This is a genomic window from Dehalococcoidales bacterium (assembly GCA_028716225.1).
Taxonomy (GTDB): Bacteria; Chloroflexota; Dehalococcoidia; order Dehalococcoidales; family UBA5760; genus UBA5760.
Genome location: JAQUQE010000013.1, coordinates 15,949 through 33,115 on the forward strand (window position 1 = coordinate 15,949; position 17,167 = coordinate 33,115).

The 17,167-nt window shown below is 47.4% G+C and carries 36 protein-coding genes; all 36 read right to left on the reverse strand.

Annotated elements, in window-relative coordinates; all coding sequences use genetic code 11:
• Positions 1-46: 46 nt before the first annotated feature.
• Entirely contained in the window at positions 47-1,288 is a 1,242-nt protein-coding gene (locus PHI12_08315; GenBank protein MDD5510799.1) for a hypothetical protein, read from the reverse strand.
• Between the two features lie 2 nt (positions 1,289-1,290).
• Positions 1,291-1,554 (reverse strand): hypothetical protein, encoded by a 264-nt coding sequence (locus PHI12_08320; GenBank protein ID MDD5510800.1) that lies wholly within the window; start codon positions 1,552-1,554, stop codon positions 1,291-1,293.
• A complete protein-coding gene (locus PHI12_08325; protein MDD5510801.1) occupies positions 1,547-3,169 on the reverse strand; it encodes an ATP-binding protein in 1,623 nt (540 codons plus the stop codon). The genes PHI12_08320 and PHI12_08325 overlap by 8 nt, the downstream gene beginning before the upstream one ends.
• A 9-nt stretch (positions 3,170-3,178) precedes the next feature.
• On the reverse strand, positions 3,179-3,445 hold the full coding sequence (locus tag PHI12_08330; GenBank protein MDD5510802.1) for a hypothetical protein: 267 nt from the start codon (positions 3,443-3,445) through the stop codon (positions 3,179-3,181).
• Complete coding sequence (locus PHI12_08335; protein MDD5510803.1) at positions 3,445-3,756, reverse strand: hypothetical protein; 312 nt, start codon at positions 3,754-3,756, stop codon at positions 3,445-3,447. Before PHI12_08335 ends, PHI12_08330 begins: the two co-directional genes overlap by 1 nt.
• 256 nt (positions 3,757-4,012) lie before the next feature.
• A complete protein-coding gene (locus PHI12_08340) occupies positions 4,013-4,357 on the reverse strand; it encodes a hypothetical protein (GenBank protein MDD5510804.1) in 345 nt (114 codons plus the stop codon).
• A gap of 57 nt (positions 4,358-4,414) precedes the next feature.
• Positions 4,415-4,720 carry a hypothetical protein gene (locus PHI12_08345; GenBank protein ID MDD5510805.1) on the reverse strand — a complete coding sequence of 102 codons (306 nt, stop codon included), beginning with the start codon at positions 4,718-4,720 and terminating at the stop codon, positions 4,415-4,417.
• A gap of 2 nt (positions 4,721-4,722) precedes the next feature.
• Positions 4,723-4,923 carry a hypothetical protein gene (locus PHI12_08350; GenBank protein ID MDD5510806.1) on the reverse strand — a complete coding sequence of 67 codons (201 nt, stop codon included), beginning with the start codon at positions 4,921-4,923 and terminating at the stop codon, positions 4,723-4,725.
• A 169-nt stretch (positions 4,924-5,092) separates the two neighbouring features.
• The gene (locus PHI12_08355; protein MDD5510807.1) at positions 5,093-5,764 is read right to left on the reverse strand and encodes an AAA family ATPase; all 672 of its coding nucleotides are present in this window, start codon (positions 5,762-5,764) and stop codon (positions 5,093-5,095) included.
• A gap of 14 nt (positions 5,765-5,778) precedes the next feature.
• On the reverse strand, positions 5,779-5,910 hold the full coding sequence (locus PHI12_08360) for a hypothetical protein (GenBank protein MDD5510808.1): 132 nt from the start codon (positions 5,908-5,910) through the stop codon (positions 5,779-5,781).
• Between the two features lie 51 nt (positions 5,911-5,961).
• Positions 5,962-6,294: a molybdenum ABC transporter ATP-binding protein gene (locus PHI12_08365; GenBank protein MDD5510809.1), complete on the reverse strand. Its 333-nt coding sequence runs from the start codon at positions 6,292-6,294 to the stop codon at positions 5,962-5,964.
• Between the two features lie 105 nt (positions 6,295-6,399).
• Positions 6,400-6,618: a hypothetical protein gene (locus tag PHI12_08370; protein ID MDD5510810.1), complete on the reverse strand. Its 219-nt coding sequence runs from the start codon at positions 6,616-6,618 to the stop codon at positions 6,400-6,402.
• Entirely contained in the window at positions 6,596-6,883 is a 288-nt protein-coding gene (locus PHI12_08375; protein ID MDD5510811.1) for a hypothetical protein, read from the reverse strand. The genes PHI12_08370 and PHI12_08375 overlap by 23 nt, the downstream gene beginning before the upstream one ends.
• Positions 6,884-6,894: 11 nt before the next feature.
• Entirely contained in the window at positions 6,895-7,119 is a 225-nt protein-coding gene (locus tag PHI12_08380; GenBank protein MDD5510812.1) for a hypothetical protein, read from the reverse strand.
• The gene (locus tag PHI12_08385) at positions 7,106-7,366 is read right to left on the reverse strand and encodes a hypothetical protein (GenBank protein ID MDD5510813.1); all 261 of its coding nucleotides are present in this window, start codon (positions 7,364-7,366) and stop codon (positions 7,106-7,108) included. Before PHI12_08385 ends, PHI12_08380 begins: the two co-directional genes overlap by 14 nt.
• Positions 7,354-7,584: a hypothetical protein gene (locus PHI12_08390; protein MDD5510814.1), complete on the reverse strand. Its 231-nt coding sequence runs from the start codon at positions 7,582-7,584 to the stop codon at positions 7,354-7,356. Before PHI12_08390 ends, PHI12_08385 begins: the two co-directional genes overlap by 13 nt.
• Positions 7,581-7,799, reverse strand: coding sequence for a hypothetical protein (locus PHI12_08395; protein MDD5510815.1), 219 nt, complete (start codon positions 7,797-7,799; stop codon positions 7,581-7,583). The genes PHI12_08390 and PHI12_08395 overlap by 4 nt, the downstream gene beginning before the upstream one ends.
• Positions 7,796-8,116, reverse strand: coding sequence for a hypothetical protein (locus PHI12_08400; protein MDD5510816.1), 321 nt, complete (start codon positions 8,114-8,116; stop codon positions 7,796-7,798). Before PHI12_08400 ends, PHI12_08395 begins: the two co-directional genes overlap by 4 nt.
• On the reverse strand, positions 8,073-8,390 hold the full coding sequence (locus PHI12_08405; protein MDD5510817.1) for a hypothetical protein: 318 nt from the start codon (positions 8,388-8,390) through the stop codon (positions 8,073-8,075). Before PHI12_08405 ends, PHI12_08400 begins: the two co-directional genes overlap by 44 nt.
• Positions 8,375-8,662, reverse strand: a complete 288-nt coding sequence (locus PHI12_08410) for a hypothetical protein (GenBank protein ID MDD5510818.1) — start codon at positions 8,660-8,662, stop codon at positions 8,375-8,377. Before PHI12_08410 ends, PHI12_08405 begins: the two co-directional genes overlap by 16 nt.
• Positions 8,628-8,768, reverse strand: coding sequence for a hypothetical protein (locus PHI12_08415; protein MDD5510819.1), 141 nt, complete (start codon positions 8,766-8,768; stop codon positions 8,628-8,630). Before PHI12_08415 ends, PHI12_08410 begins: the two co-directional genes overlap by 35 nt.
• A gap of 12 nt (positions 8,769-8,780) precedes the next feature.
• The gene (locus PHI12_08420; GenBank protein MDD5510820.1) at positions 8,781-9,077 is read right to left on the reverse strand and encodes a hypothetical protein; all 297 of its coding nucleotides are present in this window, start codon (positions 9,075-9,077) and stop codon (positions 8,781-8,783) included.
• A 251-nt stretch (positions 9,078-9,328) separates the two neighbouring features.
• Positions 9,329-9,526 (reverse strand): hypothetical protein, encoded by a 198-nt coding sequence (locus tag PHI12_08425; protein ID MDD5510821.1) that lies wholly within the window; start codon positions 9,524-9,526, stop codon positions 9,329-9,331.
• A complete protein-coding gene (locus tag PHI12_08430; protein ID MDD5510822.1) occupies positions 9,501-9,914 on the reverse strand; it encodes a hypothetical protein in 414 nt (137 codons plus the stop codon). Before PHI12_08430 ends, PHI12_08425 begins: the two co-directional genes overlap by 26 nt.
• A gap of 1,472 nt (positions 9,915-11,386) precedes the next feature.
• Entirely contained in the window at positions 11,387-12,001 is a 615-nt protein-coding gene (locus PHI12_08435) for a hypothetical protein (GenBank protein MDD5510823.1), read from the reverse strand.
• A gap of 286 nt (positions 12,002-12,287) precedes the next feature.
• Complete coding sequence (locus PHI12_08440) at positions 12,288-12,485, reverse strand: hypothetical protein (GenBank protein ID MDD5510824.1); 198 nt, start codon at positions 12,483-12,485, stop codon at positions 12,288-12,290.
• A complete protein-coding gene (locus PHI12_08445; GenBank protein MDD5510825.1) occupies positions 12,472-13,104 on the reverse strand; it encodes a hypothetical protein in 633 nt (210 codons plus the stop codon). The genes PHI12_08440 and PHI12_08445 overlap by 14 nt, the downstream gene beginning before the upstream one ends.
• Positions 13,104-13,298, reverse strand: coding sequence for a hypothetical protein (locus PHI12_08450; GenBank protein MDD5510826.1), 195 nt, complete (start codon positions 13,296-13,298; stop codon positions 13,104-13,106). Before PHI12_08450 ends, PHI12_08445 begins: the two co-directional genes overlap by 1 nt.
• A complete protein-coding gene (locus PHI12_08455) occupies positions 13,295-13,639 on the reverse strand; it encodes a hypothetical protein (protein MDD5510827.1) in 345 nt (114 codons plus the stop codon). Before PHI12_08455 ends, PHI12_08450 begins: the two co-directional genes overlap by 4 nt.
• A 30-nt stretch (positions 13,640-13,669) precedes the next feature.
• A complete protein-coding gene (locus tag PHI12_08460; GenBank protein ID MDD5510828.1) occupies positions 13,670-14,260 on the reverse strand; it encodes a hypothetical protein in 591 nt (196 codons plus the stop codon).
• A 184-nt stretch (positions 14,261-14,444) separates the two neighbouring features.
• Positions 14,445-15,311: a tyrosine-type recombinase/integrase gene (locus PHI12_08465; GenBank protein MDD5510829.1), complete on the reverse strand. Its 867-nt coding sequence runs from the start codon at positions 15,309-15,311 to the stop codon at positions 14,445-14,447.
• Positions 15,295-15,804, reverse strand: coding sequence for a hypothetical protein (locus PHI12_08470; protein ID MDD5510830.1), 510 nt, complete (start codon positions 15,802-15,804; stop codon positions 15,295-15,297). The genes PHI12_08465 and PHI12_08470 overlap by 17 nt, the downstream gene beginning before the upstream one ends.
• Entirely contained in the window at positions 15,797-15,994 is a 198-nt protein-coding gene (locus tag PHI12_08475; GenBank protein ID MDD5510831.1) for a hypothetical protein, read from the reverse strand. The genes PHI12_08470 and PHI12_08475 overlap by 8 nt, the downstream gene beginning before the upstream one ends.
• 276 nt (positions 15,995-16,270) lie before the next feature.
• Positions 16,271-16,534 carry a hypothetical protein gene (locus PHI12_08480; protein MDD5510832.1) on the reverse strand — a complete coding sequence of 88 codons (264 nt, stop codon included), beginning with the start codon at positions 16,532-16,534 and terminating at the stop codon, positions 16,271-16,273.
• The gene (locus PHI12_08485) at positions 16,531-16,731 is read right to left on the reverse strand and encodes a hypothetical protein (GenBank protein ID MDD5510833.1); all 201 of its coding nucleotides are present in this window, start codon (positions 16,729-16,731) and stop codon (positions 16,531-16,533) included. The genes PHI12_08480 and PHI12_08485 overlap by 4 nt, the downstream gene beginning before the upstream one ends.
• A 114-nt stretch (positions 16,732-16,845) precedes the next feature.
• Positions 16,846-17,088 (reverse strand): hypothetical protein, encoded by a 243-nt coding sequence (locus tag PHI12_08490; GenBank protein MDD5510834.1) that lies wholly within the window; start codon positions 17,086-17,088, stop codon positions 16,846-16,848.
• Positions 17,089-17,167: the final 79 nt, after the last annotated feature.

Genomic DNA, 17,167 nt, shown 5'->3' on the forward strand with positions numbered 1-17,167 from the left:
ATCTCACCGTAGAGGCTCCCAGCCACGCCCAGCAACCTTAATTATACTACTTACGTCCAGCCCTTGTTAACTCCACAGCCTTAACTTCAACTATCCCCAGGGCAGCTCTCGCTTGTCTCACGATGCCATTAGCCGGCGCTACGGGTATGCCCACGTCTCTGGCGCTCCGGGGGTTATCACCCAGCGCGATTAAAGAAGCCCGGGTAAGAATGCCAATATCTTTCAGGACTCCTGTTACCTGGTCAATGTTGCGGTCTTTGACCTCTCCCAGCGTGGCTTTTACTTTTGCCATCATTGCGTCTATATCTCTATCCCCATAGAAATTAAGAGACGCAACTTTATCCATCAATGCGGCGAGCTGTGAAGCGCTCTTGCCCACCAGTTTACCGTCGTTTCTCTTGATGCTGTCCAGCACGTCGGTCACCGCATCGTAAATCTGGCTTCGTACTTGTCGTGCTACGTCGGAGATGAAAGAGTCAATGAGCTGCTCTTTCTTCTCTTTAGCCTGGCGTACCACATCGTCGTTCATTCTGCGAAGGAGCTGCAGCTTGTTCATGGCTGCCTCGTCTTTAACCTCTTGCTCGAGACGTATTGACTTGGCTTTAGCCATGTCCCTCTCAACTTCTGAGGGCAGCGGAATATAGGTAGCAGTGGTTTCGTAGTCGAATGATGCCTTAATGATGTCAGCGGAGGGTACCAGGCTGAGGACGTGGCCGACAAACTTCTCTATGAAATTCTCCTCGGTCGCCGAGGTCTTACCCAGTGCCTTTACTCGACGGTAGGCTACAATCGCCATGGCGCCGTACTCTTGTCTTAACTGGATTTTGATATTGTCATACTTCGAGTAAATCTCGTCGCGAAGCTCGTAATACTTCCGCTCGAATTCTTTATTGCCCTTCTTCCACTCCTCATACTTGGTGAAGGGAACAAAGCGCCCCCAGTGTGTTTCAAAGCTATTCCTGTCAAGCCAGTCCCGAGTCGAGGAGTCGAGATTATCCAGGAGGTCAACATAACTTACTTTTCTGCCGTTGATTTCCTTTGCCGGCAGTAGCTTTTTGTCACCCAATCGCATCAAGTGGGCATAAGTGTCATCCTCTATGTTTTTAGGGAGCCCAAGGTCTGATAAGTCAAGCCTCGCTCGACCTCTCCAGCGCCGGATGTGAAGCTCTACAATTACTCCCTGCTCCATCATTGTCAGCCACTTGGGATTGCCTACCCCTACATTATCCTCGCCCAAGATGCGGGCTATTTCCGCTCTCTTTTGGTCCAGTGTAGATTCAGTTACCACTTTTATCCTCCCTTATGCTTTAGCATTTGCATCCAGCCTCTTTCTTCAGGCGGTATGGGGGGCCCCATCTCGTTGTAATCAGCACAGGTTTGGCAAATCCTGCGTTCCAAAGGCTTCCCACTCATTAGTTGTTCGATATTTAACTTCCCTCCCTTACCAGTGCCAATCGCTTTACCCTTGGCACAATATATTTCCTTCCCATTAACCTTGGCATTACTGCATTGATACAGACTCCGAACTACCGATTCAGTCTTTTTCTTACTCACTTTTATTACTCTCCTTTGTTAAATTTCGGTACTTTTCCGGTATGAATTCGAGGTCGTCACAGTCCTCGATAGCTACCCTGGTCATCATTTCAATATTCTGAGTGCGAGCTCTTGTGAGCTTAAGGGCTTCAGTGATTGCTTTATCAGACTTCAGCCCCCTATCTTCCATCAACCCTTTAGCCTTGATAACTACCTTTTCAATCTCAGCTCCGGTCCAGCCCTCAGTGGAAGCGGAGTAACTCTTACCGGTCAGCTTAAAGGGAACCTTATACTTGGCACACATGACTCTAAAGATATCCAGTCTGGCTTTCTGGTCCGGCACCAGGAAGGGAATCTTGGCATCGAAGCGCCCAGGTCTTTTAAGCGCGGCGTCCATCAAGTCAGGCCGGTTAGTAGCGGCCAGAAACACGACTTGTCCTCGATGCCCGGTATCGCTCATAAACTCCATAAGGCGTTTGAAGACGCGATTCGATACCCCCGAGTCACCTGCCTCACCCCTCTGAAGCTGCTGGTCTATTTCGTCAATCAGGATAATTATGGGAGCCAGTGACTTAACGGCCTCTAGTGCCTTGTCTAAGTTTCTCTCGCTCTCGCCTACCCACTTACTGAATATCTTGGCCGGGTTTAAGACAGCCATGTTTAAGCCGCTTTCCTTGGCAACCGCCTCGGCCATAATAGTCTTACCGGTACCCGCAGGTCCAGTCATTAAAACGCCCATTGGTACACGGCCATAATTGCCTATCTTGACCGGGTTAATTACATTGCGGTAGAAGAATTCCTTGACGTTATCAAGTCCACCCACAGCATCGAAGCCGTACCGTGGCTCCATCATTTCCAGCACGTCCCCAAACTCACTCTTCATAATATCGCGCTTACGCTCTCTGATTAACTCCCAAGTTAATCTACCTTCCTGTTTGGCTCGAAGAAAGATATCCTCGATGTGCACCAGAGACAGACCTGCAGTAGCCCTGGCAATATCACTATTTGATAATTCAGTGGTACCTACCATGAACTGTGGCTGCTTATCCACAAAGGATTTTCGCTCCTCGATGTTGGGTATGGGTATTCTTATAGCCTCATACTTAGAACTGGCAGCCCTTACTGCCTGGTGGATATCTGAGACGTTATTGGTGATAAGAAAGATAGGATTGCCGGCAGCGACTATACCCGGGTCCCTGGCCCAGCTCTCGATGGTCACTAAAGCATCCCTGTCCTCTGGTATCATCATTGCCATATCGGCAGCCGGCACTAAAGACTCGGCGTATTCTATAATTACCACCGAGGCTTTGCCTCCCTCTATTTGTTTCCTTAGAAGTTTCTCCAGCACCGGTAGCGCCTCTTTAGGTGACTTTGGTATAACAAGGTCACCGGTGATAGGGTCTGGCTGTAAGCCGGTATACTCAATGAATGTCTTTCTCATTGTCTCGAGGGGGAAGGTTATTCCCTTTGCCCTGTTATAGATAGCTATAACCTTGTAAGCGGAAAGGGCTTGTGACAGGTAGCTGATAAGATTAACCCCCGGCTCCACATAGTCGGAAATATTTAGATGAAGTAGAAAACCAATCGCTACCCCGCTTACATATTTTTGCTTCCATTCATCAAACCATGCTGGCATGTTTCCTCCTTAAAAGATATCTTTATTCAGTCTCCGGGCAGCCAGGTAGCCGACCGCTGCGGCAATAAAGGCGACTTTCCCTTCTTCACCGAAGCGCTCAGTCGCCCACTCAAACAGCGCCATGCGAATCTTGGGGGTGACTTCCCATACTTTAGGTAAGTCCTTATAAGCCTTGCAAAGCGCAGTATAAAGCTCTTTGTCAGGAACGCTCTCCCGATCGGCTATAGCGGTCAAGAGAATCTTTTCTTCATCAGACAGTGGCTCCCTTTGTTCCATCAGTGTCCTACTCTCTGCTGTGGCGCTGTTGGCTGATGAATATGTGTCTCAGGTTGGTCCACCTTCTCAAACTTCACTCCCTTGACTGATAATAGCACTATGATTGATTTTAGCTGGGTAACTCCTAAGTCCCACTCGGCTTGCGACCGCAGTGTTAGGGTATTACCCTCCAGTGTGGCATTGACCATGGGTGACATGATTATTTTATCCCCGACTACTTTCCATCCCATTTCTTTGGCTATCTTTTTTATATCAGCAATGTTTTGCGCTGATAAAGTAGTACGCATTACTACCCGCGAATTGCATGACATGTTTTCCCTCCTATATAGCTAATCGTTTAACTCTCTCAAAATGTGACAGGCTTAAAAGTATATAAAGGTGTCTAAAAGTTAGGCACTTCATTACCTCTGCCCATCACTATCCAATCTTCCCATTAAGTCTCATTGTCTCTGCTATTATTAGCTCCAGCCGCCAGTGGTGAATCAGGTATAAGTGAAGTCCGTATCGGGCCACCACTGGCAAGTCACCTAAGTCGAAACTACGGCCGCAGACCGGGCACACATACATTTAGGCGTCTTCGTCGAATATACCCGGGAAATATTCCTCTGCTAACTCCATTTCTTCGTGGCCAAGCCCATCGTAGCCAGACTTGCCAGATTTCCGTAGCAACATTTGTTTTGCCTCATCGTCTGTAATCAGGTTGTAACTAGACATCACGCCCTCCCACATCGACCAGGTATAGGTGTAGAAGTAGGCTTTCCCGGACCGCGCCTTATGGGCGTAGATGTCAGTGCCGCTTGTGTAGGATGTCCCTGTATTAGGTGGGTTGCGCGGTGCACCGAACAGACACACATCCGTATTCACGTCGATAGCAACCTTTTTCTCCTCGGGAGTCATCAAAATATGTTTCACTTTGGCCCTCCGTTTTGCTGTGCCTGCCTTACGGTCAGGTCTTACAAGCTAAACTTTTTAACTCGGTTTGTAACCTGGATTCTTAGCCTTTTTCTTTGCCAGCCGTCTCATGGCTATTTCAAGCCCGCGATGGTCCACAAACAGCCAGCAGCAGCAATGCCCATCCTTTTGTATTTCCCCCTGGGCTTCCGGGCATGGGCAATACTCGCGCTCAGCCTTACAGGCGCAGTGTTTGACTGTTCTCTGGCGCTTGAGAAAATTAGCCAGGTGCTTCTCCGGATTTATTGTCACCCCTAACTTAGTGGCAAAGGTTTTCACTGCCTCGAGCATTTCTTTCTCACTGCATTCGGCTATCTTTTTCATAGCTAATTCCCGTTGACTAGCTCAAGATAGACTATGTTGGCCTTGCCCTTGTTGTACTGTTGATAATCTCTTTCAAATTGTTCTGGCTCATTTTGCCGATAAAGCGTTCCTTGATGTTTGCCCCATTTTAGATTACGGCCAGCCCAATAAAGATTAGTTAACTCGGCATTTATCCTTCTCTCATATTCTTTACGAGTCATCATTCTATATATCCTCCTTATACCTTTCTACTTCATCCACGATTGAGTCAGGTTGCTCATCTGCCATAGCGCCACATATCGGACAACTCTTTTGCGTCTTTGGGTGAATGTAATTATACTCACATTCGCAGTCCCAATATTCCTCAGTTGTATCTATCATGGCCCCCCCTTTTTAAATTATTTTGGCTTGTAAGAATTTCTTGATATCCTTTGTCCTTGGAGAACCGTGGTCCAAGTTTACTACCTGTTCCAACATTCCCTCGGCAATTCTCAGGTTACCGGAAGCCATGCCGGCAATGAAGCGCACAGCCTCATTAGTGACGCCCAGCCGCTCCCGTTTAACTATTATCTGTAATTTAGCCAGGGTAGCCTTTTCATTGATGGCCTGAAACTCGAAGAGCTGACACCGGCTCCGCACTGTCTCAGGTATGGCACTTAGTTTAGTAGTGCATAGGATTATTATCAAGTATGGCGGTGGCTCTTCGAGAGTCTTGAGTAACCCGTTCCATGCGGCACTCGATAACTCATGCACTTCATCAAGAATCCAGACTTTATGGGCGCCGCCCAGGGGGCCGAAGTTGGCTTTATAGACCAACTCTTTTACTTCCTCTATCCCCCGCAATAGCCTGGCTGAATCAATCTCGGTAATATCCCAGTTACTTCCGGCCAGGGCATTGGCCATGATTCTGGCGCAAGTGGTCTTACCAGTACCGGAGGGACCGGCAAACAGATATGAGTTAGCCACTTTCCGGCGTTTGACCTGGTTAGCCAGAATATAGGTTATTGAATCCTGACCGACTACATCCTTGAAATGCACTGGCCTGTACTTCTGATAATAGCTCACAACGCTCACCCCTTTTAATTTACGTTATAGGACACCCATTCAGTCCAGTAGATAATGTCACTTGTAAAATAATCCTCGTAATATTGCATTTCCTTGAGACAATCCCTCTCAACAATGGTATCGGAGACAAATTCTTTTTTGGGCATATTTCACCCCCTATATAGCTAATCGTTTGAGAGGCAAAAAGTGTGACAGGCTCACTTTACCTCCACGATTCGGCGGAGAGGTCGAGTATATCTGTCGTGCCTTATAGCAGTCTTATTTGGTGCCCAATACTTTTGAATATGCCCATAGGTGAATTCGACATAATACTGCCGGCAGTAGTCACTAAAGTCGAACATCCACCCGCCCAGGGGGATTCCTGACCTGCTGAATATATTCCGGCTTATGTCGGCAAATATGTTGTCCTTCTCTTCCTGAGTAAGCGCTTCTCCATTGTTGAGCTTGAGGCGCATCCGGTAAGGGAAAGAGTCCTTTAGAGTATCCAACTCTTGGACATCCCATTGCACAAACTTCCAAGCATTATCCATAACTCACCCCTTAACTTAAAATATTGGCAACTGTTACCCCTATGTAAATAAATTCCAGAGCTATTATGACCAGTAGGCTGACAACCAGATAGAATTCACGCTTGCTCATGTCTTGCACTTCCTGTGGTTGATGCAACACAGGCCGGTGACCTCTTCTTCATGCGCTATGTCTCCGTCTTCCCAGCGCTCCAGATTCATCATTATATCTTCGGTCGAAATATCCTCTTGCTCGTTGGCCTGAGATAGAGCCTCTTGCTCAGTATCAGCCTCAATCTCCATTGTCTCGAATGTCGAGTAATACTTATGAACTACGTACTTCATCATTCACCCCCAAATGTTCTAAACCTCGCTCTAGCTCTGGCTCATCCTTATCGTTTATTACCCACAAACAGCTCTTGCCGTAGTCAGTATCTCCGACCTCATCAACGTAGAAGTCCTGTACCTCATCGGCAAATTCCACTTGTGCGTAGCTAAAGAGCTGGTTCATATCCATAGCGTTAGCCCTCTTTACAGCTTCCGCTTGGCTCTCGGCGTCCTCGATTAGAACTGTGCGCCGACATACGGCGTAGATACGGACAAGGTATTTCATTATTCGCCCCCTTATTTGAGTTCTGTCACGCATTCAGATAGTAGCTTGGCAAGTTTAGCCATTTCAGTAAACTCAAGGTCTATGTATATTGCCGGCTCTCCATCCGTCCGTCTACTCCAGATAGACAACATTAGCTTTCCGCTGGTAGTCTTAAAGCAGTCGGCGGTACGTGGAGTAAATACCCCATTACGGCCTCTAGCCTCGCCTGATTCTCCCTTGAATTTAATCTCCTTCATCCGGCTCCTCCTTCCGTTTACATACGTCCTGAATGTAGCAGAGCAAAGTATCCCAGCAGATGCCGTAATTGGCATCCCTGTGTCGGTCTACGTCTTCCAGAATCGCCTCTGCCTGTTCTTTGGTGCAGATATAGCCATCTTCATCGGCCTTCTGGAGAATATCTTCCACCTGCCAGATGTCATAGGCGATTATGTCCTCATCGTTATATCCCTTGAGATGTTCTTTTAGCTCTTTTACGCTTGGCATGATTCTACCCCCTTCTTTAATTCGGTTAGAGGCTCCCTGTCTAATTCAGCCCGCCTCTCGTTGACCTCTTCGAGAGTCAGATAATCCTCAGATGTCCAGTAGTGGAAGCCACATTCGAGGCACTCTCCGCTATTGGTATCAAACGGCTTCCAGTCGGAGTAACAGTCCATGTCAGCTCCGCAGTTTGGGCAAGTGCCATTATACCCACATCCACTCATTCTTCTTCCTCCTCGTCACGTTTCCTGAAACTGATTGACTGAACGGCCTCGTATCCCCTGCGCTCCAGCTCACCACGCACAGCATCAAAGCGGAGGAGGTCGTGTGTGCCAAAGCACTCAACCACGTTTATCATCTGGTCGAGGCCAGTCGCTTCCTGAATCAAGTCTTGGTCAGATTTACCCTTGAAATAGTCAGCCCATGTTTGTTTTTTCATATCTCCCCCTCTTCTTCTGGTAATACTTCCTCTACATCAACGAGTTTGTAGTAATCCCACCAGCTCCTACAACACTTTCGGCAAGTGATTTTCTGTGCGGCTAACTCTCCGTCCCATTCCAGTGCGTCAATCTCACGGACTCCGCAGAAAGGACACTCGTATGGAGACTGGAGGTACTTTGCTCTTTGCTCATCAGTTAATGCCATATTCCCCCCTTTACTAAAGACTCCGCTACTAGCGGCCAGCTCCTCCTGACCGCTAGTTACCGAGCGTTTAGCCATCGGTGAAGCAGTTGGTATACTTGATTGCCTTAACATCTATTACCCACCCGCAGTTTTGGCAAGCATCATTACAGTAAGCTATTTCAGTGGAGATGTTTGAGCCACACTCAGGACAACGTGAGATAAGCTCTTCACAGGACTTTACGCAGTCTTCCAGCTCCAGCTCCGTGACATAGCGCCACTTATGACCGAGATGCCCAGCTTCATAGATGTCGTGGTCATACTTCCAGAAATCCTCGAATTGTTTGCAATCCTCGCAGTAGATATAATCGGCCTTGGTCTTACCATGCAGGTCTACTTTTGTTGGCATAGATATACCTCCTCGGATAGTGCGTTCCATGCGCCCTGTAAGTCGTCGATTGCTCTCTGAATTGCCCGCATAGCTTCAGCTAGCTGTGCATAGTCAAGGGCATCAGCGTCATAGGTTTCCGCTATCTCTATGGCCAGAAACCACTCCAGCGTGTCCCCTGTGTGCCATTCGACAGGCAATCCTGTCGTTGGATTGAAATAGTCGCCTTCACCCATGCTCTCACCATGAGCGTAGCCTTTAATGGCTATTCGCTGTAATTTTACTAACTTCAACTTTCACCCCCTTTCCCAGCTCCAGCTTGGCTCCGATTCTATCCGCCCATTCACAGAGCTTGAGGTACTCCGAGTAACCGATTGCACACTTTATTCTTTTAGCCATATCTCCCCCCTTCTAGTAGAATATGAAATCGTTATTAACGAATTCCCAGTCGTGAACTTCGCACCATCCGCAGTAGGGCTTCTCTGAGTCCCCGCAATTGTCGTCTTTAATATATCCTTTGAGCGTAGGACTCCAGCGCCATGTAATAAATGTACGTTGGTTCTCCTTGACCTCATTGAGAGGTTTCCCACAGTAGACACACTTTGGCTGTCTCCCTTCTTTTTGAGCCAGCGTGAATTCCTGAGCCTGTTCGCCGCCCTCATTGACGAAGATGATATTCCCCTTGGAGTCTTTTTCCCGAAGTACCATAGTCCACCCCCTTTATAAAATTACTCTATGATGATTCACGGGCTTACCCGTACATCGTGTATAGCTTATCTCGGAACATTTACCACCGAGGCGATGGGTGCAATAATCCACACCGTTGCCAACATACGGGCATCTTACTTGACGGACTTCCACCGTCTTTTTCTTGCGGAATATATTCATATTCCCCCCTCAGAGCTAACAGCTCCACGTCTACGGGCAAGGGGTATCCTTACCCGCAGGTTATCGAGCTTTTAGCCTGCTATCTCGACAGCGCCGACTATCTGGTACTTTTTGCCAGTGGCGGGATTGATAGCCTTGCCGAAGAAGCCACCCTTCCCTGAAGAGAATGTTTTGGCGTAAGCAGCGGTAATAACGAGCTGGGTAACATCATACTTCGCCGCTTTGGGCTTATCGCCCTTGACCTCAGTTACCTTTGACTTTGTGACCATTAGACTTTCCCCCTTTATCGTTTTTTACTATCTTGACTGGCTCTTTAACCAGTAGATGCCCACCGAGATGGAGACATATACCCTTGAAGCGCTTGACTTGCTCCCTCGTATAGCCGTCGAGCCACGTATTGAGGTCGAGTGTCCTGCCTTTAGGGAGCTTCTCCGCTGACTTTTGGGAGAGCTTAGTTGTGAATGTGTCCCCACGATTGTAACAGGCGACAACTATTCCCCTGTACGTGAAGAACTTCTCAGGCTGTGGCTCTCGATGAGAGCCTTCACGCCTGATAGCGTCAATTTTGCCAGTGCAATTATGGCAGTAACCAGTCTCAGGTATAGCTGGCCGCTTGTCGCAGATAATACAATGATATGTTCTTGTTTTCGTTACCACGGTTCACCCCCTTATGTTATAATATAAGTGATTATCAGTGTGAGGAATTAAATGACACATTGGTCAAAGTCTGATAAAAGAACAACGGTAATACAGCAAAGATTACAGACGTGTCGCCAGCGTGGAGTGTTCGATAAGTTCAGTCAGGAGCGTGTTGGTGAAGCTAACCCTAACTGGAAAGGCGACCATATTAAGCATGACTCTGGACGTGCAAGGGCAAGGCGACAATTTATCGAATTACAGCCTTGTAGATATTGTGGTAGTCTAAAAACAGAGCACCACCATAAAGATAGTGACGAATTTAACAATGTGGCTGATAACCTCGAATGGGTATGCCGCCGATGCCACATGAGGCTTGATGGTCGAATTCATAACTTACGCCATCAATGACACCCCCCTTAATTTTATTCAGGCAGTCACTACACACTAAGAGCTTGACACGCCTATTTTGGAGGCGCTCATAGTCCTTAGTTTCCGCCCGCTTAGTACCGCAGGCTTGACACAGTTTTTGCCCATAGTACATAGCGCACCCCCTTCCACTTATAGACTCATTACTGAGGCCAAGCCGAAACTCAGCCTCAGTCTATCAGGCTAGAAGTTAAGAAAAACCTAATACTCCCTTCAGTCAAGAGGGAGTCTGTCTTGAAAGTTAGATGATATACATGATGTCACAGGAAAGTGAAATTGTCGGAAGCTCTTTCCGTGACTTTTGCGGAAAGACCCCTGAGCCGGTTAGAGCCGTGGTGACTTGCTACCTGTCACTGTCTACCTGCCATTAGTCATACTCCGATATTTCCCATAGAGCCTCTTACAAAGGATATGAGCAGAGCATGGCTTGACCTGATAGACCGCGCTCTCAACCTCTTGATGATGGGAGATGCCATCACAGCCGTACTCAGGCTTGAGCCTCGTAGGCGGATTACCGCCATCTTTGCCTTATTTAACGCCGCAGGCGTAGGCGTCCCTTCAAAGCTGTGGATAGCTTGCCAAGATTTAGGACTCAGCACTTCCCCGTATGGTTTTAGGTGGTTACGGCCATCCTTGCAACATGGAGCTAGTCTCCCCGCCACAGTTCCCACGTAGGAGGACGAAGTGCAAGATGTCCCCTGTGACCAGGGCGCTGTGCCAGACTCCGAGCGTTGAGTTAGCATGAGTGCTTACGACTCCCACGTTTAGTCAGCCCCAAGAGCTAACAGGCATGGGCATAAGCTCGTTTTCCTCTATTCCCGTTATCGAGCCTATTGCTAAGAGTGATTTTTGTCACTCTATCAAGCTAATCGAACGAGCCTTCAAAAATGTGACAAGCTCAATTCGCTTGATAGAATGACAAGCCGCTATTCAAATTCGCTGTATACTAAGCTAATCGTATGAGCGTTAAACTTTGTGACAAGCTCAATAACAGGCATAAAAAAGCTGGTTAGTAAATTGCCCTACTAACCAGCTAATCGAGTGACAGCGTGATAATGTGACTATTATGCCTGCATTGACTCTAGCACCATAGGATTATTTTTAATCCAGCGACATAATACTTGCCTGTCATTAGCGTTTAGAGCTTGGCCTAACATACGCTTGACGCCTATTGATTTAATGTTTTTGGGTATTATGTCGAGTATGCGTTGTGCGTCAAGTTTAGCGCAAATTTTAGACTCGAATTCCATCTCTCCGACTAGCAATTCTGATAATTCAGCGCTGGCTGATTCAGGCTCATTATCAGCCTGCTTTACTGGTGCATCAAGCCTTGCCATGTGAGAGCGTGTTGTATATTTTCTCCACCAGTCTACCCAATCGCATTTTGCCATCGCATAACTTAGTCTTTCGTCGGGTGTCGTTTTTGTTAGCAGTGTTGAGACTAACTCTTGGAATAAGTCTTGACGTTCTTCTGATGGAGCTTTACTAGCAAAAATATATGCGCTCCGAATTGCTATACGCTGATTAGCTGACAGGTATTTAATTTGGTGTAAGTATGATTCCGTTGTTTCCGCCATATCAACCTTGCATGATTCTGGTATATGTCTGGCAAACATTAAAGCTATGTCCCGTAAACTGACCTTGATTTTTCCATTGGCTTGAATCTGTTCCGTTTTCATTTTGTGACCATCCTTTAGTTTTTTAGTCGCTGGAATTCCAGCGCCATAAAAACAATATCACCGATTAGAGCACTTGTCAATAGTACTCTAATACTATCTATCCGTATACGGAATATGAGGCTAAAATGGCTGTGTGGGTAAAATTATGTCACATTTTAGGGGTAAAATATTTTAGCTTTGAATAGCTTCGAAACAATAATAAAATGAGCCTATATGGTGCTAATTGATTCTAAGTGATGCTAACAGAGGCGGGGAGAGGGGAGAGGGAGCCTCTCCCCTCGGATGGCTACTTGCTGGCTGGCCGGATATCTTCCTGGAAGTGGGTATGTGTCTTTGAGTGCTCCTCGCAGTACCAGACTCTACACCTTCCGCAATACTGCCGGGGGCTCCCCTGGCAGGAGAGGACTCCGCAGACCTCAGCTCGCTTGGCCCTCTCCGCCCATGTGGCTTCTTCACCGGCGCCGCCTACTTTAAATACTGGCATGGCTTTCCTCCTTTCGATACAGGATTAGCTCCTGTCTCAGCTCCTTTAACTCTTCCTGCTGCTGGGCTACGGTCCTTTGGTTTTGCGCCAGGTCCCGGGCCAGTCGGCATAAAGTACCGCTTTGCTGATAGGACATCCGTAGTATATACTTGAACGATATTCCCTCACAGGACAGTGGCTTCGGGCGCCGGTAGGATTTCAGGTCGGCCAGGTAGCCATCGGTCGCCCAGATGCCGGCATAGGGGTAGATATCGTCACAGATTAGCTTGGCATCATTGCCCAGGTTAATGGGTACCGCGAAGTAGAAGAAGTGGGTCGGATAAGGTCCCGGCTCGATAATCCGGGTATTGCCGAAGTAATGCTCCTCGCGCTTCTTATATTCCAGGCCGGCCATCTTCCGGAAGGACTGATGTTTCATCTTTTCTGCGTCTCTCTTTAGGTCGGCAAGGCTTAGTTTAACTTCGACCTCGATGAGCAGCCTTTCCTCAGTAATGACCAGGACATCGGCCAGCTCATCCCCATACCCTAACCGGCTGGAAGCCTCGAAGGCTATGACCGGGCACTGTTTGTTATAGCGGTAATACTGGGCAATATTGGCCTTTATCTCGTCGCTGTTCATTATGATTCAAGCGCCTCGTCTAAAAGCTGCTCAATTTTTTTCTTGGGGTCGGTATAAATACCTGGTCCTATTACACAGGCCGTAACTATTAGCCAGGTTGCCAGGTTGAAGGCATCATCCTTCGATATTGTTGGCGGCAACGGGCAGGAAAAGGTAATCTTATCCCCCATGACTCCTACTTGAAATTTGTTCATAACTCCTCCTTTTTCATCCATCCTTTATCGATAAAGGTCTGTATAGCAGTGAGTAGACGCTGTTTGACTATCTCTGCCACTTCTGGCTCGGTGTCAGGGGTGAGCTCGCCAATAACTGCGAGACTCCCCCTGCCGCTGGCCTCCTTGATAGTACCAAATCGTTGCTGGGGCGGGTAAGCAGCGGCGCGCTCCCAATATTTGGAGCCATGCGATATTCCACAACAAGGGCACACAACCTCTCTTATCTCCGACCAGTATTTACTCGGGGCCTTAGTGACAACGGGCCTGGTTGCTTCAGTGGTCTTTTGTTTGAGTCGTTGGCTACGCGGTTCTTTTGGCATTTAGTTATCCTTCCCTTGTAGTTTTCTATATTAAGCGATATATGCCCCTGCGGGGCTAGCTACGAAACCGCCAATTGCTATTTGGTCGCTCCCGAGGAGAATTCCACCATCAGCTTTAAGTGTAACTGACATAATCTGACCATATCTGTAAATTATCGGCTCGGAGAGCAAGCCTACCAGACAGAGCCTCCGGGCATTCTTTAGAAGTAAGTTTTGAAACGGCCTATCTCCCTTTGCCCTTCTTATTACGGGCAGAATAACTTTCAATCCATCAAGGCTGTAAAAACCACGCATAGGCCCAAAGCTACAACCGCTACGGAATTGGATTATGGAAGTTATAGGCTCTATGGATAAAAGCATTACCTCCGTGATGGCATAGATATACCCGGGGGGTATTTCTTTAGTAAACCACGCCGTTGTCTCATAGCTGAGATTCGGTGTTCTCCATGAAGATAATCCTAAGTCCTCATATGTCAAACCAGTAATATCAAGATGTTTAGGGTCATCTACTATACGTAACCGTTTTGCCTCGTCAACTATTTGCTTAATGGTGTCTAAGCGATACTGATTCGCTTGACCATTCATCATTAAATGCTTGGGTATCAAATAACTCGTAGACAATTTATTTACTCCTTTATCTTTCTATTTTACCTTTCTATCCGACCAGTACCGCCACACAGGTCACATCTACTGGTCCATGGGTCAGTCTTTGATATGTTCCACCACGTCGGAATGCCAGGATGATAAATCTTGCCGTCTCCCTTGCACCGGGGGCACCGCCTACCTTTTCTCGTTTTTGCAGTCTTCATTCCCAAAACCTCAAAAAAGGATGATTCTTGAATATCTCCTGGTCAACTATCTCGTCAGCACCCTCCATGACAGCATACGAGTCTTCGTCGCCGCCCACAATCTGGAAGGCTGTGCTGTAGCGAGAAGTCATGTTGCTGCCGGACCGCTTCCACCTGTAGAAAGCCTCAATAGTGTTGTCCGCGATATGAGCCTGGCGGGCCACCATAATACATGCTCTTCTAATCGCGTGCCAGCCAACATCTCCCCCCACCTTTACCTCGGCCATCTCTAATATCTGGTGGAAGATAAGGTTAATCATCGAAGAACTGAAGCGTCTGTCGAAGCCCCATTCTTTCAGGTAGGGTAATATAGATTCAGGAATCATGTGATACCGCTCCCTGCCATGTTTCTCTGTCTCGATGAATATAAGTTTATGGGTAAAATCAAGGGACTCCGCTGTGATACTCTGCAGCTCCCCCTGCCGTAGTCCGTACACTGTTGACAGCGCCAGGAGGGCCTTCTGATAAGGAGTAGCTACCCTTGCATTACGCATGACATCGACCATGGTATGAATCGACGTTGGTGCCAGTGTGGGAGCCCATACGTGTCTCTCTCTGATTACCGGAGCATCATTTCTCCGGAACGGCCAGTCCATTTTATTCCGGATAAAAAGACTCCGGAGTATGCGGAAATCTTTAGCCAGGCTACCATCGGCGTAGCCCTTGTGTTTTAGCAGGTCCATCCATTTACGGACATTCTCTGCGGACATTTCTCTGTCTCCAAGCCAATCGAGGAAAGCCCTGGCTCTCGCCGTTTGCCCGGCGCGGCTCTTATCCGGCAGTGACAGCTCGTAAACTGTTAGTAGTTTATTTTGCTTTGACAATGTTCACCGTCTCCTTTCTCATCTTTATGAGAATATAAGATATAACCCCGATGTCTATCCCTAACATCCTACTTAAACGGCTCGGACCGAAACCGGTTTCAAGATGTTTCTCCCATATTGCCTTGTAGTCATGCTTACGGCGGGAACTGCCGTTAGTATTCTCTGGATGAACTGCAAAACCATAATGTTTCCCAGCCCATCTACCAAAGCAAGTGTTGTTACAGAAAAAAATTTTCTGGCCATGGGTTAATTTGTTAATAACCTTTCTTTCACTCCATTCAGTTATCTTACCGCACTCATCACAAGCAACGGGGATTAAGTGGCGATGCCTGCAGCCTGCCTTTGTCATATTTTTACCGCAGATAGGACACGTTGGCAGTTTTGGATATTTTAAGGGAAGGTTGTATTTGGCTCGTATGATGTCAGGGTCCTCGCCGAAAACTGCTGCTAACAAGTCTGCTGCCCCACAGGGCGATTTTACATTATTATTCATGTTTGATTCGTCTCATTTCTCCAAATTTACCTTGCTTCCAATTTCTGCCCAGGCCGCCTATGATAATAGACCAGCCATCATAGGGTAAATATATCCTCTTCACGTAGCGTGAGGCTATATCACGATCCGCTGGAATCTCCCAGGCTACCTCTCCGTTGGTTAACCAGACTGAATCGTACCATTTAAACATTCGGCCTCCCTAATGGATGATACAGATGTACTATCGCATAAAGATACACAAAAGTCAATGCTTATAAAAAATAGGCGATTTTGAGGCTAAGTGGACTAGCTTTTGACGTTTAACAACAACAAGAAGTCCACAAATAAAGAAAGCCCCAGGAGGAGTAAGCCTGGGGCTTGACTAAGGAGGATATATGAAGAATATAAGCGGGCAACTTATATATACACCATTGTTGCCACGGTAGTCAAGGGGGGGCAACAAATATTATTTACTGAAATTATGCCACTATTGGGATATCTCAGGCTCATCGCCGGGGCAAACTATCTGGATATCCTGGGTACCTTCCTCAACCATTATCTTACATTTCTGGCCCTCTTTATAGGCTGAGGGAACGGCACCATCGCCCTTAGCAAGGACTGCAGCGGTAAAGTCAGCGAAGCCCTCATCGGTCTCAATGTCCACTATCTGCACATCATTACCGAGCTTCGCTACTCTCTCTCTGATTTCCTTACATGGTCCGCAATGCTCGGATACATAGACCTTAATCATTTAGTAACATCCTTGTGCTGCCGGTAAAATTCAGGGATGCAGTTCTTCATTTTATCCAGTAACTCAGCTTTAGTGATACCCTTCTTGATCCCACAGTGCTCAGCGGCTTCTTTGAATAGCTTTTGCTGGGGTGTCTGCTCATACTCCCGAGGGGCTTGATGTACGATTAGACCGCCATGCCCACCGCTTTTTGTCATGACTTAGTTATAACTTGGAATGAGGATGGTTGTCAATAGAAAAACAGCAGGCCCCCGGACTGCAAGTGTTGTATGCTCACTAACCCGAGGGCCTTTTTAAAAGTTGTCGATGGATTAGAATTTGCCGGGGATGCAGTCCTTCATCTTGGTCATCAGCTCTGATTTGCTGATGCCAGATTTGATGCCACAGTCCTTGGCAGCTGCAGCAACTTTCTTTTGCTGTGAAGTCTTGGGATATGGTTTCGGTTTCATCGAAACGATGATGCCGCCATTCCCACCCACAGCATAGGGGGCATCCTTCGCCTTGTAGCGCTTCGGTGCACCCTTCATATAGGTAGAACCACCACTAAGTCTCATTTAAGTTCTCCCTTTCGAGTGTTCCAGCCTTTAGTAGCCTAATAATGGCCTTCATGGCTTTATCGACATTTTGATTGTG

Bases quoted from the DNA above. Each gene is read 5' to 3' on its own strand.
- PHI12_08335 (MDD5510803.1), bottom strand. From the start codon at position 3,756: ATGTCATGCAATTCGCGGGTAGTAATGCGTACTACTTTATCAGCGCAA.
- PHI12_08485 (MDD5510833.1), bottom strand. From the start codon at position 16,731: ATGACAAAAAGCGGTGGGCATGGCGGTCTAATCGTACATCAAGCCCCT.
- PHI12_08480 (MDD5510832.1), bottom strand. From the start codon at position 16,534: ATGATTAAGGTCTATGTATCCGAGCATTGCGGACCATGTAAGGAAATC.
- PHI12_08435 (MDD5510823.1), bottom strand. From the start codon at position 12,001: ATGAAAACGGAACAGATTCAAGCCAATGGAAAAATCAAGGTCAGTTTA.
- PHI12_08380 (MDD5510812.1), bottom strand. From the start codon at position 7,119: ATGAAGGAGATTAAATTCAAGGGAGAATCAGGCGAGGCTAGAGGCCGT.
- PHI12_08450 (MDD5510826.1), bottom strand. From the start codon at position 13,298: ATGAACAAATTTCAAGTAGGAGTCATGGGGGATAAGATTACCTTTTCC.
- PHI12_08385 (MDD5510813.1), bottom strand. From the start codon at position 7,366: ATGCCAAGCGTAAAAGAGCTAAAAGAACATCTCAAGGGATATAACGAT.
- PHI12_08445 (MDD5510825.1), bottom strand. From the start codon at position 13,104: ATGAACAGCGACGAGATAAAGGCCAATATTGCCCAGTATTACCGCTAT.
- PHI12_08440 (MDD5510824.1), bottom strand. From the start codon at position 12,485: ATGCCAGTATTTAAAGTAGGCGGCGCCGGTGAAGAAGCCACATGGGCG.
- PHI12_08470 (MDD5510830.1), bottom strand. From the start codon at position 15,804: ATGAATAATAATGTAAAATCGCCCTGTGGGGCAGCAGACTTGTTAGCA.
- PHI12_08400 (MDD5510816.1), bottom strand. From the start codon at position 8,116: ATGTTAAGGCAATCAAGTATACCAACTGCTTCACCGATGGCTAAACGC.
- PHI12_08425 (MDD5510821.1), bottom strand. From the start codon at position 9,526: ATGGTCACAAAGTCAAAGGTAACTGAGGTCAAGGGCGATAAGCCCAAA.
- PHI12_08370 (MDD5510810.1), bottom strand. From the start codon at position 6,618: ATGATGAAGTACGTAGTTCATAAGTATTACTCGACATTCGAGACAATG.
- PHI12_08490 (MDD5510834.1), bottom strand. From the start codon at position 17,088: ATGAGACTTAGTGGTGGTTCTACCTATATGAAGGGTGCACCGAAGCGC.
- PHI12_08475 (MDD5510831.1), bottom strand. From the start codon at position 15,994: ATGTTTAAATGGTACGATTCAGTCTGGTTAACCAACGGAGAGGTAGCC.
- PHI12_08360 (MDD5510808.1), bottom strand. From the start codon at position 5,910: ATGCCCAAAAAAGAATTTGTCTCCGATACCATTGTTGAGAGGGATTGT.
- PHI12_08405 (MDD5510817.1), bottom strand. From the start codon at position 8,390: ATGCCAACAAAAGTAGACCTGCATGGTAAGACCAAGGCCGATTATATC.
- PHI12_08365 (MDD5510809.1), bottom strand. From the start codon at position 6,294: ATGGATAATGCTTGGAAGTTTGTGCAATGGGATGTCCAAGAGTTGGAT.
- PHI12_08455 (MDD5510827.1), bottom strand. From the start codon at position 13,639: ATGCCAAAAGAACCGCGTAGCCAACGACTCAAACAAAAGACCACTGAA.
- PHI12_08375 (MDD5510811.1), bottom strand. From the start codon at position 6,883: ATGAAATACCTTGTCCGTATCTACGCCGTATGTCGGCGCACAGTTCTA.
- PHI12_08395 (MDD5510815.1), bottom strand. From the start codon at position 7,799: ATGAAAAAACAAACATGGGCTGACTATTTCAAGGGTAAATCTGACCAA.
- PHI12_08325 (MDD5510801.1), bottom strand. From the start codon at position 3,169: ATGCCAGCATGGTTTGATGAATGGAAGCAAAAATATGTAAGCGGGGTA.
- PHI12_08415 (MDD5510819.1), bottom strand. From the start codon at position 8,768: ATGGCTAAAAGAATAAAGTGTGCAATCGGTTACTCGGAGTACCTCAAG.
- PHI12_08390 (MDD5510814.1), bottom strand. From the start codon at position 7,584: ATGAGTGGATGTGGGTATAATGGCACTTGCCCAAACTGCGGAGCTGAC.
- PHI12_08345 (MDD5510805.1), bottom strand. From the start codon at position 4,720: ATGAAAAAGATAGCCGAATGCAGTGAGAAAGAAATGCTCGAGGCAGTG.
- PHI12_08420 (MDD5510820.1), bottom strand. From the start codon at position 9,077: ATGGTACTTCGGGAAAAAGACTCCAAGGGGAATATCATCTTCGTCAAT.
- PHI12_08330 (MDD5510802.1), bottom strand. From the start codon at position 3,445: ATGGAACAAAGGGAGCCACTGTCTGATGAAGAAAAGATTCTCTTGACC.
- PHI12_08350 (MDD5510806.1), bottom strand. From the start codon at position 4,923: ATGATGACTCGTAAAGAATATGAGAGAAGGATAAATGCCGAGTTAACT.